Consider the following 13,901-nt stretch of genomic DNA (forward strand, 5'->3'; position numbering starts at 1 on the left):
CCCGGCCACCGGCATCACCGAGGAGCACCTCGCCGCGGTCGAGGCGGCGTTGCGGTCCTGGCCGGTCAGCGCAGGTGGCGGTCGAAGAACGAGACCACCTGCCGGCGCACGGTCGGCACCGACGTGGACGGGGGCAGCGTGCCGACCATGGCGGCCAGCTCGGCGTCGTCCATCAGGCCCGCGGCGTGCAGTTGCGGCGCCACGGCGGCGAAGTCGGTCAGGGCCCAGTGGTTGGCGTCGGCGATCACGTGCTGCCGCGCGCACCCGTGGGCGAGCACGGCCGACCACGCGCGCCGGTAGCGGTCGTTCTGGAAGCCCTCGGTCCCCAGCAGCAGCAACGGCCGGTCCACGCCCTGCTGCGCCACGGGGAGCAGCTCGCCGTCCTGGCCCGGCTGGTCGGGGTGGTAGTCCAGGAAGCCCTCCATGTTGATCGCCGCGTCGATCCGGCGGTCCTCGTGCATCCCCTCGGCGGCGATGGTGCCGCCCAGCCCTTGGCCGTACATGCCCACGCGGCGCAGGTCGAGGGCGCGGCCCAGGTTCGCCGGCAGGGGTCGGCCGCCGGCGTCGGGGTTGCCGCCCGCCGCCAGGACCTCCAGCCGGTCGAGCACGAACGCGGTGTCCGCGAGCCTGGTCGCGATCACGGTCCGGTAGAGCGCCGGGTCCGCGTCGGGCCGGCCCGGCAGCGCGATCGGCCGCGGCCCGCCGGGCAGGTCGACGGCGAACGCCTCGCCGGGGTGGTCGATCGACACCACGACGTACCCGCGGCTCGCCAGCTCCTCGGCGGTGTTCGTGCCGAACGCGGCCGGGTCGACCAGTCCGGGGCTGTAGAGCACGACCGGTCGACGCACGGGCCGCGCGGGCGCGTCCACGTGCGAGTGGGTGGGCGTGGCGCCCCAGGCCACGCCGCTCGGCGGCAGGTTCGGGTACACCCACGGTCGCACCAGCGGCAGCGTCGCGGCGACGCCCGGCGTGAGCTGCGGTGCGACCGGGTGGCCGCGGACGTCCAGCGCCGGGTAGCGCACCGAGACCAGCACCTCGCGCGGCCGGCCCGCGGCGTCGGGCCACGGGTCCGGGCGGTCGGCGTCGACCAGGTGCAGCGCGGTGACGCCGACCTGGTGACGGCCGGTCGGCGCGGGCAGCGTCGGAGTCAGGTCGGGCTCGGCCTCGGCGACGCCGGTCAGGCCGGCGCCGAGGACCAGGGCCGCGATGGACGCACTCGTCCTGCGGAACATCTTTTCCCCCTGTGGTGATCTATTCGTTCGACAAAGCGGCGTACATGCGGGCCACGTAGTCCCACAGGCCGTCGCCGAGGTCGTCCACCGGCTGACCCGGCAGCACGTCGCGCAGCACCCCCCGGCCGTTCTCGCGGAAGAACGCCCACATCTCGCGCAGGATCTCCCGGTCGCCGGCGGCGAAGGTCTCGCCCACGTCGACCAGGCGTCGAGCGGTCCGGCGGACCTCCGGGTCGTCCACCGGGTCGCCCGCGCGGTAGTGCTCGACGACCTTCGCCAGCACTTCGGGCCACTCCTCGTCCAGCCGTTCCCGGGCCCGCGGCCCGATCTCGACCGCGTGCCGGTCGAGGAAGTCGCGCTGCTCGCGGGTGAGGCGCTGGTCGAAGATCGTGGTGCTGCCCAGCAACGCCAGCAGCCGGTCGGAGTCGGGCCGGGTCGGCCCGTTCAGCTGGGCGAGCAGACCCCTCGTCTGGCGGCGCAACGCGTTGAGGCGCCACACCTGCTCGTCGAGCTGTTCCAAGTGCCCGGCCAGCACCCGGGCGAGCGGCCCGGGGTCGACCGAGTCGGCCAGCACGCCGCCGATCTCCTCCAGCGACATGCCGAGCTGCCGCAGCAGCCGGATCTGGTAGAGCCGGTGCAAGTCCCCCTCGGTGTAGCGGCGGTGGCCGGACGGCGTGCGCTCGCTGGGCCGCAACAGGCCCAGCTCGTCGTAGTGGTGCAGCGTCCGCACCGTCATCCCGGCGACCTTGGCCAGCGCCCCCACGCTCCATCGCGGCTGGTCGAGGCCCCCTTCAGCGGTCATGGCACCGACCCTAGAACCTCACCCGACGTGAGGTTCAAGTCCGTTTCACGGACGTGTGAAAGGTGGGGGCCGGCCAAAATTTCTACCAAGTGGTAGAAATCTGTGGGAGCGCTTCCACACGCTTGACACCGACGTCAGGAGCCCGTGATGAGCAGAACGTCCGTGCAGCTGTACTCCGTCCGCGACGCCTTCGCGGCCGACCCCGCCGACACCCTCCGACGACTCGCCGGGATCGGCTTCACCGCCGTCGAGCCCTACGGCGTGCTGGAGAACGCCGACGTGCTGCGCACCGCCCTGGCCGAGCACGGCCTCACCGCGCCCACCGCGCACGCGCAGCTCATCGGCGCCGACCAGCACGCCGTCTTCGCCGTCGCGGCCGAGTGCGGCATCGAGGTCGTCATCGACCCGTACGTGGGCGAGGAGCGGTGGCAGGACCCGGCGGACATCGCCGCCACCGCGTCCGCCCTCAACGCCGCCGCGGCGGTCGCGGCCGAGCACGGCGTCCGCGTCGGCTACCACAACCACTGGTGGGAGCTCGCCTCCCGGATCGACGGCCGCAGCGCGTTCGAGGTGCTCGCGGACCGGCTCGACCCGGAGGTGGTGCTGGAGGTCGACACCTACTGGGCGACGGTCGGCGGCGAGGACGCTCCCGCGCTGCTGCGCCGGCTCGGCGGCCGCGTGCACGCGTTGCACGTCAAGGACGGCGGACTCGCCCGGGACGGGTCGGGCCAGGTGCCGGCCGGGCAGGGTCGCGTGCCGGTGCGGGAGGTGCTCGCGGCCGCGCCCGGGGCGTTGCGCGTGGTCGAGTTCGACGCCTACGACGGCGACGTGTTCACCGGTCTCGCCCGGAGCCGCGCGTTCCTGGCCGAGGTGGAGGCGTGACCGCGCCGCTCGGTGTCGGCGTCGTCGGCACCGGCGTGATCAGCGAGGAGTACCTGCGCAACCTCACCTCGTTCCCGGACCTGCGGGTGGTGGCCGTGGCCGACCTGGACCCGGCGCGGGCGGCGGCGAGCGCGGCCCGGCACGGCGTGCCGCGATCATCCACTGTGGACGAATTGTTGGCCGACCCGGGCATCGGCCTCGTGGTCAACCTGACCGTGCCGGCCGCGCACGTCGAGGTGAGCCTGGCCGCGATCGAGGCGGGCAAGCACGTGTGGGTGGAGAAGCCGCTCGGGCTGGACCTGCGCGGCGCCCGCGCGCTGCTCGACCTCGCGGCCCGCCGGGGCCTGCGGGTCGCGTGCGCGCCCGACACCCTGCTGGGCGCGGGGTGGCAGACCGCGCGCCGGGCCGTCGACGCCGGGGTGATCGGCGAGCCGCGCACCGCGCTGGCGCTGTTCCAGTCGCCGGGCCCGGAGAGCTGGCACCCCGCGCCGGAGTTCCTGTTCCAGCCGGGCGGCGGGCCGTTGCTCGACATGGGGCCGTACTACCTGACCGGGCTGGTGCACCTGCTCGGCCCGATCCGCCGGGTCACCGCGACCGGCGGCCGGGCGCGCGACACGCGGGTGATCGGGTCCGGGCCGCGGGCGGGCGCGGAGTTCCCGGTGACCGTGCACACCGCGGTGTCGGCGCTGGTCGAGTTCGAGCGGGGCGGGTCGGCGCAGGCGGTGTTCAGCTTCGACTCGGCAGTGCACCGCACGGGCTTCGTCGAGGTCTCCGGCACCCTCGGCACGGTCGTGCTGCCCGACCCGAACCGGTTCGACGGCGAGACCGCGGTGCACCTGTTCGACGGTGGGCAAACGCTTGCGCCGCAAGGGCACGGGGCCACGCGCGGTACCGGAGTGCTGGAGCTGGCGCGGTCGATCCGGGCCGGCGAGCCGGAACGCGCGTCCGGCGAGCTGGCCTACCACGTGCTGGACGCGATGCTGGCCATCGAGGACTCGATCGCGCTCGGTCGCCCGGTGGACGTGGGCAGCACGGTCGAGCCGCCGCCCGCCTTGCTGGCCGACTGGGACCCGCACGCGGTCAGTCCAGCGGCACGGTGAGCAGCGCGCGCAGGTAGAACCGCAGCGAGCCGACCAGGTCGACCTCGTCGGGCGTGGTCAGCCACTGCACCTGCAAACCGTCCATCAAGGCCATGAACGTCAGCGCCGCGGTCGCCGGGTCGACGCCGGGGCGCAGCTCGCCGCGGTCGGCGAGGGCCTGGAACGAGCCCACCACGCCCTCGCGCGCCGCCCGGTAGTGGCGGACGAAGTACTCGTGCGCCGGGTGGTCCGCGGTGACGGCCTCGGCTGCCAGGCGTGAGTACAGGTCGACGATGCCGGGGTGGCGGACGTTGTGCTCGGCCAGCGCGAGGAAGTGGCGCAGGACGTCGAGGCCGGGGGTGGCCTGCAACCGCTCCCGCTCGGCGTCCTCCGCGTCACGGCGTTCCAGCACGGCGGCCAGCAGCGCTTCCTTGGTGGGGAAGTAGTACAGCAGCCCGGCGTGCGTGATGCCGGCGCGCTTGGCGATCTCGCGCAGCGACGAACCGTGGTAACCGGCCTCCCCGTACACCGCGACGGCCGCCGTGATGATGTCCTCGCGGCGGATCCGGCCTTTCAGGTACCCGCGGGTCACGGGCTCGCCGTCGGGGTCTCGCGCACGCGCACATCATGCCGCACGCCACGACGGTGACAGCACGTGCTCGCCGGCGATCCACTTTCGTCCATTCGTGCACGACTTTTGTCAGAGCCAGGCGAAAGTCTTGCGTACTTCCGTCTGTCCTGAACAGAATGGCGCTCACGTTCCAGCCTGTGAGCTGGACCACAGAGCCACCGTCCGCGAAGCCCAGCGTTGTGCGAACGAGGAGACAGCGGTGCGACGTCAGCGCAGCACGCCCCGAAGCCGGCCCCGACCCACCCGACGCGCACCCGCCGCCCTGGCCCTCGCCGCCGCGCTAGGCGCGATGACCCTGGTCCCCACCCCCGCGACCGCGCACCCCGACGGCGAGCACCTCCTCGTGTTCTCCAAGACGGCGGGCTTCCGGCACGACTCCATCCCCGACGGCATCGCCGCGATCACGGACCTCGGCGCGGCGCACGGCTTCACCGTCGAGGCCACCGAGGACGCGACCGCGTTCACCGACGCCAACCTCGCCCGGTTCGACGCCGTGGTCTGGCTGTCCACCACCGGCGACGTCCTGGACGAGGCCCAGCAGCAGGCGTTCCAGCGGTTCGTCGAGAACGGCGGCGGCTACGCGGGCGTGCACGCCGCGGCCGACACCGAGTACTCCTGGCCCTGGTACGGCGAGCTGGTCGGCTCCTACTTCAAGTCCCACCCGCCGATCCAGCGCGCCGACGTCGTGGTGGAGGACCACGACCACCCGTCCACCGCGCACCTGCCGCAGACGTGGACCCGCACCGACGAGTGGTACACCTACCAGTCCAACCCGCGCTCGCGGGTGAAGGTGCTGGCCGCGCTGGACGAGGGCAGCTACACGCCCACCGACCCGTCCGGAGACCACCCGATCTCCTGGTGCCACACCCCCGGCCAGGGCCGCTCCTGGTACACGGGCCTGGGCCACACCAAGGAGTCCTACGCCGACCCGACGTTCCGCCGGCACCTGCTCGGCGGCCTGCACTACGCGCTCGGCGTCGCGCCCGCCGACTGCGAACCCCCGGCCGCGCCACCGACCGACGCCGACTTCGACCAGGTCACGCTCGCGCGCGGCGAGGACAAGACCGGCGAGCCGATCGCCCTGGCCGTGCTGCCGGACCGCAAGGTCGTGCACACCTCCCGCGACGGTCGCGTGTGGCTCACCACCCCCGAGGCCACCACCACGCTCGCCGGCCGCGTCCCCGTCTACAGCCACGACGAGGACGGGTTGCAGGGCGTGGCGGTCGACGCGGGCTTCGCCGACAACCGCTGGCTCTACCTGTACTACGCCCCGCCGCTGGACACCCCGGCCGGTGACGCGCCCGAGAACGGCACGGCCGCGGACTTCGAGCGGTTCCGGGGCCACAACCAGCTCTCCCGGTTCAAGCTGACCACCGACGGCGTGCTCGACCTGGCGAGCGAGCAGCGCATCCTCCAGGTCCCGGCCGACCGCGGCCTGTGCTGCCACGCCGGCGGCGAGATCGACTTCGACGCGCACGGCAACCTGTACCTGTCCACCGGCGACGACACCAACCCGTTCGCCTCCGACGGCTACACCCCCATCGACGAGCGCGCCGGCCGCAACCCGGCGTTCGACGCGCAGCGCTCCTCGGCCAACACCGACGACCTGCGCGGCAAGGTGCTGCGGATCAAGGTCGGGGACGACGGCACGTACACCGTGCCCGACGGCAACCTGTTCCCGCCCGGCACGGACAAGACCCGGCCGGAGATCTACGCGATGGGCTTCCGCAACCCGTTCCGGTTCGCCGTGGACAAGGCCACCGGCTGGATCCACCTCGGCGACTACGGCCCCGACGCCGGCTCGGCGAACCCGGCCCGCGGCCCCGGCGGCAGCGTCGAGTTCAACCTGATCAAGCAGCCGGGCAACTACGGCTGGCCCTACTGCGTGGGCGACAACGTCCCGTACGTCGACTACGACTTCGCCACGGGCACGTCCGGCAGCGCGTTCGACTGCGCCGCGCCGAAGAACACCAGCCCCCGCAACACCGGCCTGGTCGACCTGCCGCCCGTGCAACGCGCCTGGATCGCCTACGACGGCGGGTCGGTGCCCGAGTTCGGCAACGGCGGCGAGTCCCCGATGGGCGGACCCACCTACGACTTCGACCCGGCGTTGGACAGCCCCACGAAGTTCCCGGAGTTCTTCGACGGCAAGACGTTCGCCTACGAGTGGGACCGGGGCTGGATCAAGACGATCGACGTCGGGCCGGCCGGCGAGCGGGGCGCGATCACGCCGTTCTTCGACTCGATGGCGCTGACCCGGCCGATGAACCTGGAGTTCGGCCCGGACGGCTCGCTGTACGTGCTGGACTACGGCAGCGGCTACTTCGGCGGCGCGCCGGACTCGGCGGTCTACCGCATCGACCACGCCAGGGGACGCCACACCCCGGTGGCGCGGCTCGCGGCGGACAAGACCTCCGGCCCCGCGCCGCTGACCGTGCGGTTCGACCCCGCCGGCACGACCGACGAGGACGGCGACCCGCTGACCTACGCGTGGGACTTCGACGGCGACGGCACGGTCGACTCGACCACGCCCGGACCGGTCACCCACACCTACCCGGCCGTGGGCCGGTTCACCGCGAAGCTGTCCGTCACCGACCCGACGGGCCTGGTCGGCTCGGCCGGCGTCGTGGTCAACGTCGGCAACACCGCGCCCGTCGTCGTGCTGAACGCGCCCGCCGACGGCCGCGTGTTCAGCTTCGGCGACGAGGTGCCGTTCTCCGTCACGGTCACCGACCCGGAGGACGGGCCGGTCGACTGCGCGAAGGTGACCGTGGAGTACATCCTCGGCCACGACAGCCACGGCCACCCGCTCACCCGCGCCACCGGCTGCGAGGGCGTGATCCCCACGCCGTCGGACGGCGGGCACGGAATGGACGCCAACATCTTCGGCGTCATCCACGCCTCCTACACCGACGGCGGTGCGGCCGGCGCGCCCGCGCTGACCGGCGAGGCCGAGGCGATCCTGCAACCGGAGGACAAGCAGGCCGAGTACTTCACCACCATGCAGGGCGTGCAGGTCGTGGAGACCGGCACCGCGGAGGGCGACAAGCGCGTCGGCTACCTCGACAACGGCGACTGGATCGCGTTCGACCCGGTGAACCTGGGCGGCGTCACGGCGATCGGCTACCGGGTGTCCTCCGGCGGCAGCGGCGGCACGATCGAGGTGCGCGTGGACTCGCCGACCGGCCCGCTGGTGCAGCAGCAGCCCGTGCCGCCGACCGGCGGTTGGGACGACTACGTCGAGCTCGCACCCTCGCCCATCACCGACCCCGGCGGCTCCCACCGGCTGTTCCTGGTGTTCAAGGGCTCCGGCAGCCTGTTCGACGTGGACGCGGTCCGGTTCACCCGCGGCACGCCGCCGCCGTCGTGGGAACCCCTGCGGCACACGCCCGCCGAGTCGTACTCCGCGCAGCAGGGCACCACGGTGGTCCCGGCCGCGCAGGCGCAGGGCGGCCGGCAGGTCGGCAACGTGCACGACGGCGACTGGATCGCGTTCGACGCGGTGTCGCTCAACGGCGTCACGGGCATCGGCTACCGGGTCTCGTCGGCCACGGTGGGCGGCTGGATCGAGGCGCGCCTGGACTCGCCGACGGGCCCGCTGCTGTCGAGCACCCGGGTCGTGCGCACGGGCGGGTGGCAGCGGTACGCCGACCTGCCGCCGTCGGCGATCACCGATCCCGGTGGCACGCACCGGCTGTACTTCGTCTTCCGCGGGGGCCGCGGCGCGTTGCTGGACCTGGACACGATCACGTTCCGCGGTCCGGGTACGGTCGCGCCGGTCGACGTGCCGGCGGAGGCGTTGAGCGGGCAGCAGGGCGTCGCGGTGTACGACCGCGAGACCGCGCAGGGCGGCAAGCGGGTCGGCGAGATCAACGACGGCGACTGGGTGTCCTACGCCGGCGTCGACCTGTCCGAGGTCGCGGGCATCGGCTACCGGATCTCCTCCGCCGGGGTCGGCGGCACGTTGGAGGCGCGCGCGGACTCGCCGACCGGTCCGCTGGTGCACGAACCGCTGACCGTGCCGGTGACGGGCAGTTGGGACCTCTACCTCGACCTCGCGCCCCAGCAGGTCACCCTGACCGGCGTGCGCGACCTGTACCTGGTGTTCAAGGGCGGCGCGGGCGCGTTGTTCGACGTCGACACCATCAGGTACCTCCGCTACCGGCCCGCGAGCGGCACGTGCGCGCCGACCCAGCCCGAACCGGGCTACCGCAGCCTCTACGACGGCACCGGCGTGGACGGGTGGCGGCAGGCGGGCCCCGGGCGGTTCTTGGTCGAGGACTGCGCGCTGCGCACCGAAGGCGGCCTCGGGCTGCTGTGGTTCGAGGAGGAGTTCTCCGCCTACAGCCTCAAGCTGGACTGGAAGGTCGCGGGCGACGACAACTCCGGCGTGTTCGTCGGTTTCCCCGACCCCGGCGCGGACCCGTGGGTGGCCGTGAACGAGGGCTACGAGATCCAGATCGACGCGACCGACGCGCCGGACCGCACCACCGGCGCGGTCTACTCCTTCCAGTCGGCCGACATCGCCGCCCGTGACGCGGCGCTGAGGGCGCCGGGGGAGTGGAACACCTACGAGATCGTCGTGTCGGGGCAACGCCTGCGCGTGTTCCTCAACGGGGTGCTGGTGAACGACTTCACCAGCACCGACCCGGCACGCGACCTGACCAGCGGGCGCATCGGCCTGCAGAACCACGGCGACGGCGACGACGTCTGGTTCCGCAACGTCCGCGTCAAGGAACTGTCCAGCTGACCGAAGCCAGACGATCGGAGAGTCACCATGCCGTCCCGCCGCACGTTCCTGGGCACCGCCCTCGCCACCGGCGCGGCCTTGGCCCTGCCCTCCGCGGCCACCGCGGCCGACCGCCCGTGCCGCCGGGTGCCGAAGGAGTCGATCAGCATCCAGCTCTACACGTTGCGGGGCATCATGGGCGACGACCCCGAGCCGGTGCTGTCGGCGTTGGCCGACATCGGCTACCGCAAGGTCGAGCTGGCCGGCACGTACGGCCGCAGCGCCGCCGAGTTCGCCGGCGTGCTGCGGCGGTGCGGCCTGCGGGCGACGTCCAGCCACGTCGGCATCGACGGCGACCTCGACCAGGTGATCGCCGACGCGCGCACCCTCGGGCACAAGTACGTGGTGGTGCCGTGGGTGGACTACGCGACCTTGGCCGAGTGGCGGGCGTTCGCCGTGCGGTTGGAGGCGGCGGGGGACGCGGTGCGGCGCGCGGGGTTGAGCCTGGGCTACCACAACCACGCGCACGAGTTCGCCCCGGTGGAGGGCACGCGGCCGTTCGACGTGATCACGGCGGGCACGACGCGGCGCAACGTGCACCTGGAGCTGGACCTGTACTGGGCGGTGGCGGGCGGGGTGGACCCGGTGGCGCTGCACCGGGCGAACTTCCCGCGCGTGCGCCAGTTCCACGTCAAGGACCGGGCGGCCGACGGGTCGTTCGCCGACCTCGGCACCGGCACGATCGACTTCGCGGCCATCTTCCGGGCCGCGAACGTGGCCGAGTACATCGTGGAGAACGACCAGCCGCGCGACGCCCTCGTCACCGCGCGGGTGGGCTACGAGTACCTGGCGAACCTCCGGTTCTGAGGTGGGCGGCTTGCCCGGGGCGCGGGCGGGCCACCAAGATTGCGCCCGTGACGTCGCAGGGTGCCCAGCCGGAAGCGGCGCGTGCCGCCGCGCAGTTCGTGGCGATGTTGCGGGAGCTCAAGGAGCGGTCGGGTTGACGCTGCGCGGCTTGGAGGAAGCCGCGGCGGGGCGGGGCGAGGTGCTGGCCCGCAGCACGGTCGCGGACATGCTGCGCAAGGACGCCCTGCCCCGGCCGGACCTGCTGACGGCGTACGTGCGGGCGTGCGGTGTCGACGAGCCCGAGCCGTGGTCGCGGGCACGGCAGCGGTTGGCCGCGGGCGTGGTGGCCCCGGTGGCGGCGACGTCACCGGTGCGCCCGCCGTGGCGGCGGCCGTCGCTGGTGCTGACCGCCGTCGTGGTCGCCGCGCTCGCGGCCGTGGTGCTGCACCGCTCGGCAGCGGTCACCGACACCGCGCCGACGGGCAGCCCGCCGACCGCCGCGGCGCTGGGCGGGACCGGCGGGCCGGGCCCCGACCTGCTGCCGCTGCCGCCCGGTCCGAGCCAGGTGGGCCTGCGCGCGGCGGACGCGCCCGAGCTGTGCCTGACCGAGGGCCGGGACGGCACCGGCCGCTACCGGTCCGAGATCGCGGCGCTGCGCCCGTGCCAGGGTCGCGGGCCGCGGGTGTTCCTGGAGCCGGTGGACGAGGAGTTCGCCACGATCAAGTGGGAGCACCCGGTCGACAAGGCCATCGGCTGCCTGACCGCGCTCCGGCTCGACGAGGCGACCGTCCTGCTCGAACCGCGGGAGCGCTGCGCCGACGACGACCTCGACCAGCTGTTCCGCGCGGAACCCCCTCGGCGCGGACCGGTACCGCTTCCGCTCGGCGAGCGGTCCGACGTGCGTGGGCCTGCGCGGCGGCACGGCGCGGGAGGGCGCGGAGGCGATCCTCGAACCGTGCGCGGACGAGCCGGACCAGCGGTTCACCGTCGACCTCGCCCTGGAGCAGCCCTGACGGCCACGAAGCCGTTCGGTGAACTGGCTTCCCCGGTGCCCGGACAGCACGTCCGCGCAATTCCCCGCCTCGGGTTTGCGCGCCGGTGACAAGATTTCGCAGGCCCCTTGACCTGCGAGAACCGGCCACGCAATGGTTCGGCGGTATTTCGGCGAGCCCGACGAGGAGCAACCCATGCGAGTGCACCGGGGGTGGGCCGTCGCGCTCACCGCGGTCCTGGTGGCGGCCGGCACGGCCGACGCCACCGCCCAGATCTCCCACCACGCTTCGGCCCCCGCGCCGGCCAACGGCGATGTGCTGCGGTCCGAACCCGCCGACTTCTTCCTCGACCCCGTGAAGCTGGTGCGCGCGCCCGCCCGCGTGCACCGCATCCTGTACCGCAGCACGGATACGCACGGCCGGCCGATGGACGTCAGCGGCACCGTGCTCACACCGCACGCGCCGTGGACCGGGCCGGGGCCGCGGCCGATCGTGGGCTACGCGCCCGGCACCCAGGGCGTCGGCGACGACTGCGCGCCGTCCCGGCAGTTGGCGATGGGCAGCGAGTACGAGGGCCCGTTCCTGGCCGGCCTGCTCGCCCGCGGCTACGGCGTCGTCGTCACCGACTACGAGGGCCTCGGCACGCCCGGCATGCACACCTACGTCAACCGCGCGTCCGAGGGCCACGCCGTGCTGGACGCGATCCGCGCCGCCCAGCGGCTGCCCGAAGCCGACCTGCCCGACGACGGCCCGGTGGCCACCGCCGGGTACTCGCAGGGTGGCGGCGCGTCCGCGGCGGCCGTCGAGCTGTACGCGGGCTACGCGCCGGAGCTGGACCTGAAGGGCGCGTACGCGGGCGCCCCGCCCGCCGACCTGGGCGCGGTGGCGCGGAACCTGGACGGCCACTACGCGGCCGGGTTCCTCGGGTACTCGCTGCTCAGCCTCGACGCGGCCTACCCGGAGCTGGACATCCCGGGCGTGCTGAACGACGCGGGCCGGGCGTTGCTGGCGCAGGTCGAGCACCAGTGCACCGCCGAAGCGCTCCTCGCGCACGCGTTCCGCAGGTCGGTCGACCTCACCGCGGACGGCCGGCCGCTCGCCGCGTACCTCGACGAGGAGCCGTACCGGTCGCGGGTGGAGGAACAGCGGATCGGCCTGCGCGCGCCGGGTGCGCCGGTGCTCGTGGTGCACAGCGCGTTGGACGACATCGTGCCGTACCCGCAGGGCGCGGAGATGGTGCGGCGGTGGTGCGCCCTGGGCGCGAACGTCCGGTTCAGCACCTCGCTCGTGCCGACGCACGCGGCCGCCATGGTCGCGGCCTACCCGGAGGCGTTCGCCTGGCTGGAGGCGCGCTTCGCCGGCGTCCCCGCCCGCGGCGGCTGCTGAACGTCACGGGCCTGGCTGAGGACCCGGCGGGCGCGCAACGCGATCTCCAGCGTGAGGCGCTCGTCGGGGTCGGCCAGCCGGTCGCCCAGCAGCTCTTCCAACTGGTGCATCCGGTACCGCACGGTCTGGGGGTGCACGTCGAGCCGGCTCGCGATCTCGCCGATGCCGCCGCGCGTCTCCAGCCACGCCAGCAACGTCGTCTCCAGCCGTTCGCGCTGCTTCACCGTCAACCCGGCGAACGCCGCCAGCGCCCGCCTGCTGAGCTGGTCCACCAGGAACTCGTCGGACAGCAGCGCCAGCGTGGCCAGGTGGTCGTCGCACCACGTCACCGGCGCGGCGGGCAGCAGGCCGCGGCGCACGAAAGCCAGGGCCCGCCGCGCGCACGCCAACGACTGCCGCGCCTGCGCCAACGGCACCGTCGGCCCCACCGCCGCCCGCCGACCGCGCAGCTCCGGCCGCAGCCGCCCGGAGGGGTTGGCCACCACCAGGCACGGCGTGGAGCTCTCCAGGTCCACCAGCACGTCACGGCCCAGCGCCACCGACGGCAACTGGTGCTGGTCCTCCCGGTACTCCAACGCCACCACCGCGACCTGGTCCGGCAGCGGCCAGTCGGTCGTGCCCGCCAGGTCGGCCAGCGACCGCGGCGACGGCGGCTGCTCGGCCAGCACCAGCTTGAGCAACTGGCGTCGCCTGCGTTCCAGCGCGCCGCTGGCGTTGGCCCGCGCCTCGGAGTAGCCCTCCACGGCCACCCGGCACAACTCGTCCACCCACGCGAAGATGGCGTCCGCGACCACGAACAGGGTGTCGGTGGACACGCCCATCGCGCGGCCGTGCTCGCTCAGGTGCCGCCACACGACCCGTGCGCCGACCCGCACCGCGGTCTGCAACGAGTCCATCGTGCGGCCTTCGAGGTACTCCATCCGCCCGCTGTAGCGCAGCACGGCCTGCCAGTCGGCCTGCGGCGCGTCCGGGTCGGCGATGGTGTCGAAGCACTTCACGATCGCCATCTCGACCGCGCCCACGAGCACCTCGCGGAACTTGCCCTCCAGCGGCTGCGCGTACGCGGGCACGGCCCGGCGGATCTCCCGGACCGCGTCGCGCACCATCACGCCGGACAGCGGGGCCATCCGCTCCGCCAGCTCGCCCGGGATGCTCGACCAGAGTTGCCGCGCCGCGCCGTACTCGCCGCCCCCGTCGCCCGGTGCCGATCGCTGCCGCACCAACCCGCCGTTGAGTGAGATCGTCATGATGCCGCCTCCGCCTGGCGAAGCACCGCCGGTGGGACTTCGCCCGGCTGACCGTAAAAGCAGTCGCGTTCGTGT

10 protein-coding genes are annotated in these 13,901 nt (G+C 73.7%); 6 read left to right on the forward strand and 4 right to left on the reverse strand.

The window, feature by feature from the left end; translation table 11 throughout:
• Nucleotides 1–65: 65 nt before the first annotated feature.
• Entirely contained in the window at nucleotides 66–1,232 is a 1,167-nt protein-coding gene (locus LZG04_RS07835; protein WP_233814728.1) for an alpha/beta hydrolase, read from the reverse strand.
• A 19-nt stretch (nucleotides 1,233–1,251) separates the two neighbouring features.
• Nucleotides 1,252–2,034 carry a MerR family transcriptional regulator gene (locus LZG04_RS07840; protein ID WP_233814730.1) on the reverse strand — a complete coding sequence of 261 codons (783 nt, stop codon included), beginning with the start codon at nucleotides 2,032–2,034 and terminating at the stop codon, nucleotides 1,252–1,254.
• Between the two features lie 147 nt (nucleotides 2,035–2,181).
• Here LZG04_RS07840 and LZG04_RS07845 point away from each other — a divergent pair, with 147 nt between their 5' ends.
• The gene (locus tag LZG04_RS07845) at nucleotides 2,182–2,916 is read left to right on the forward strand and encodes a sugar phosphate isomerase/epimerase (RefSeq protein ID WP_233814732.1); all 735 of its coding nucleotides are present in this window, start codon (nucleotides 2,182–2,184) and stop codon (nucleotides 2,914–2,916) included.
• Nucleotides 2,913–4,016 (forward strand): Gfo/Idh/MocA family protein, encoded by a 1,104-nt coding sequence (locus tag LZG04_RS07850; RefSeq protein WP_233814734.1) that lies wholly within the window; start codon nucleotides 2,913–2,915, stop codon nucleotides 4,014–4,016. Before LZG04_RS07845 ends, LZG04_RS07850 begins: the two co-directional genes overlap by 4 nt.
• On the opposite strand, the gene LZG04_RS07855 is transcribed toward LZG04_RS07850, so the two are convergent.
• Nucleotides 3,997–4,587 carry a TetR/AcrR family transcriptional regulator gene (locus LZG04_RS07855; RefSeq protein ID WP_233814736.1) on the reverse strand — a complete coding sequence of 197 codons (591 nt, stop codon included), beginning with the start codon at nucleotides 4,585–4,587 and terminating at the stop codon, nucleotides 3,997–3,999. The two genes, LZG04_RS07850 and LZG04_RS07855, sit on opposite strands and share 20 nt — an antisense overlap.
• Nucleotides 4,588–4,915: 328 nt before the next feature.
• Here LZG04_RS07855 and LZG04_RS07860 point away from each other — a divergent pair, with 328 nt between their 5' ends.
• The 4 genes from LZG04_RS07860 (at nucleotide 4,916) to LZG04_RS07875 (ending at nucleotide 12,579) form a co-directional block, all read left to right on the forward strand.
• Complete coding sequence (locus LZG04_RS07860; protein WP_233814738.1) at nucleotides 4,916–9,376, forward strand: carbohydrate-binding protein; 4,461 nt, start codon at nucleotides 4,916–4,918, stop codon at nucleotides 9,374–9,376.
• A gap of 27 nt (nucleotides 9,377–9,403) precedes the next feature.
• The gene (locus LZG04_RS07865) at nucleotides 9,404–10,222 is read left to right on the forward strand and encodes a sugar phosphate isomerase/epimerase (protein WP_233814740.1); all 819 of its coding nucleotides are present in this window, start codon (nucleotides 9,404–9,406) and stop codon (nucleotides 10,220–10,222) included.
• 133 nt (nucleotides 10,223–10,355) lie between these two features.
• Nucleotides 10,356–11,303 carry a hypothetical protein gene (locus LZG04_RS07870; RefSeq protein WP_233814742.1) on the forward strand — a complete coding sequence of 316 codons (948 nt, stop codon included), beginning with the start codon at nucleotides 10,356–10,358 and terminating at the stop codon, nucleotides 11,301–11,303.
• Nucleotides 11,304–11,388: 85 nt separating this feature from the next.
• Nucleotides 11,389–12,579 (forward strand): lipase family protein, encoded by a 1,191-nt coding sequence (locus LZG04_RS07875; RefSeq protein WP_233814744.1) that lies wholly within the window; start codon nucleotides 11,389–11,391, stop codon nucleotides 12,577–12,579.
• Here LZG04_RS07875 and LZG04_RS07880 read toward each other — a convergent pair.
• The gene (locus LZG04_RS07880; protein WP_233814747.1) at nucleotides 12,513–13,826 is read right to left on the reverse strand and encodes a CdaR family transcriptional regulator; all 1,314 of its coding nucleotides are present in this window, start codon (nucleotides 13,824–13,826) and stop codon (nucleotides 12,513–12,515) included. The genes LZG04_RS07875 and LZG04_RS07880 overlap by 67 nt on opposite strands.
• Between the last annotated feature and the right edge of the window lie 75 nt (nucleotides 13,827–13,901).

The organism is Saccharothrix sp. S26, from assembly GCF_021390395.1.
Taxonomy (GTDB): domain Bacteria; phylum Actinomycetota; class Actinomycetes; order Mycobacteriales; family Pseudonocardiaceae; genus Actinosynnema.

What these genes read in the sequence shown, in the direction of transcription:
- LZG04_RS07835 (WP_233814728.1), bottom strand. Translation starts at nt 1,232, where the DNA reads ATGTTCCGCAGGACGAGTGCGTCCATCGCGGCCCTGGTCCTCGGCGCC.
- LZG04_RS07840 (WP_233814730.1), bottom strand. Translation starts at nt 2,034, where the DNA reads ATGACCGCTGAAGGGGGCCTCGACCAGCCGCGATGGAGCGTGGGGGCG.
- LZG04_RS07845 (WP_233814732.1), top strand. Translation starts at nt 2,182, where the DNA reads ATGAGCAGAACGTCCGTGCAGCTGTACTCCGTCCGCGACGCCTTCGCG.
- LZG04_RS07860 (WP_233814738.1), top strand. Translation starts at nt 4,916, where the DNA reads ATGACCCTGGTCCCCACCCCCGCGACCGCGCACCCCGACGGCGAGCAC.
- LZG04_RS07865 (WP_233814740.1), top strand. Translation starts at nt 9,404, where the DNA reads ATGCCGTCCCGCCGCACGTTCCTGGGCACCGCCCTCGCCACCGGCGCG.
- LZG04_RS07875 (WP_233814744.1), top strand. Translation starts at nt 11,389, where the DNA reads ATGCGAGTGCACCGGGGGTGGGCCGTCGCGCTCACCGCGGTCCTGGTG.
- LZG04_RS07880 (WP_233814747.1), bottom strand. Translation starts at nt 13,826, where the DNA reads ATGACGATCTCACTCAACGGCGGGTTGGTGCGGCAGCGATCGGCACCG.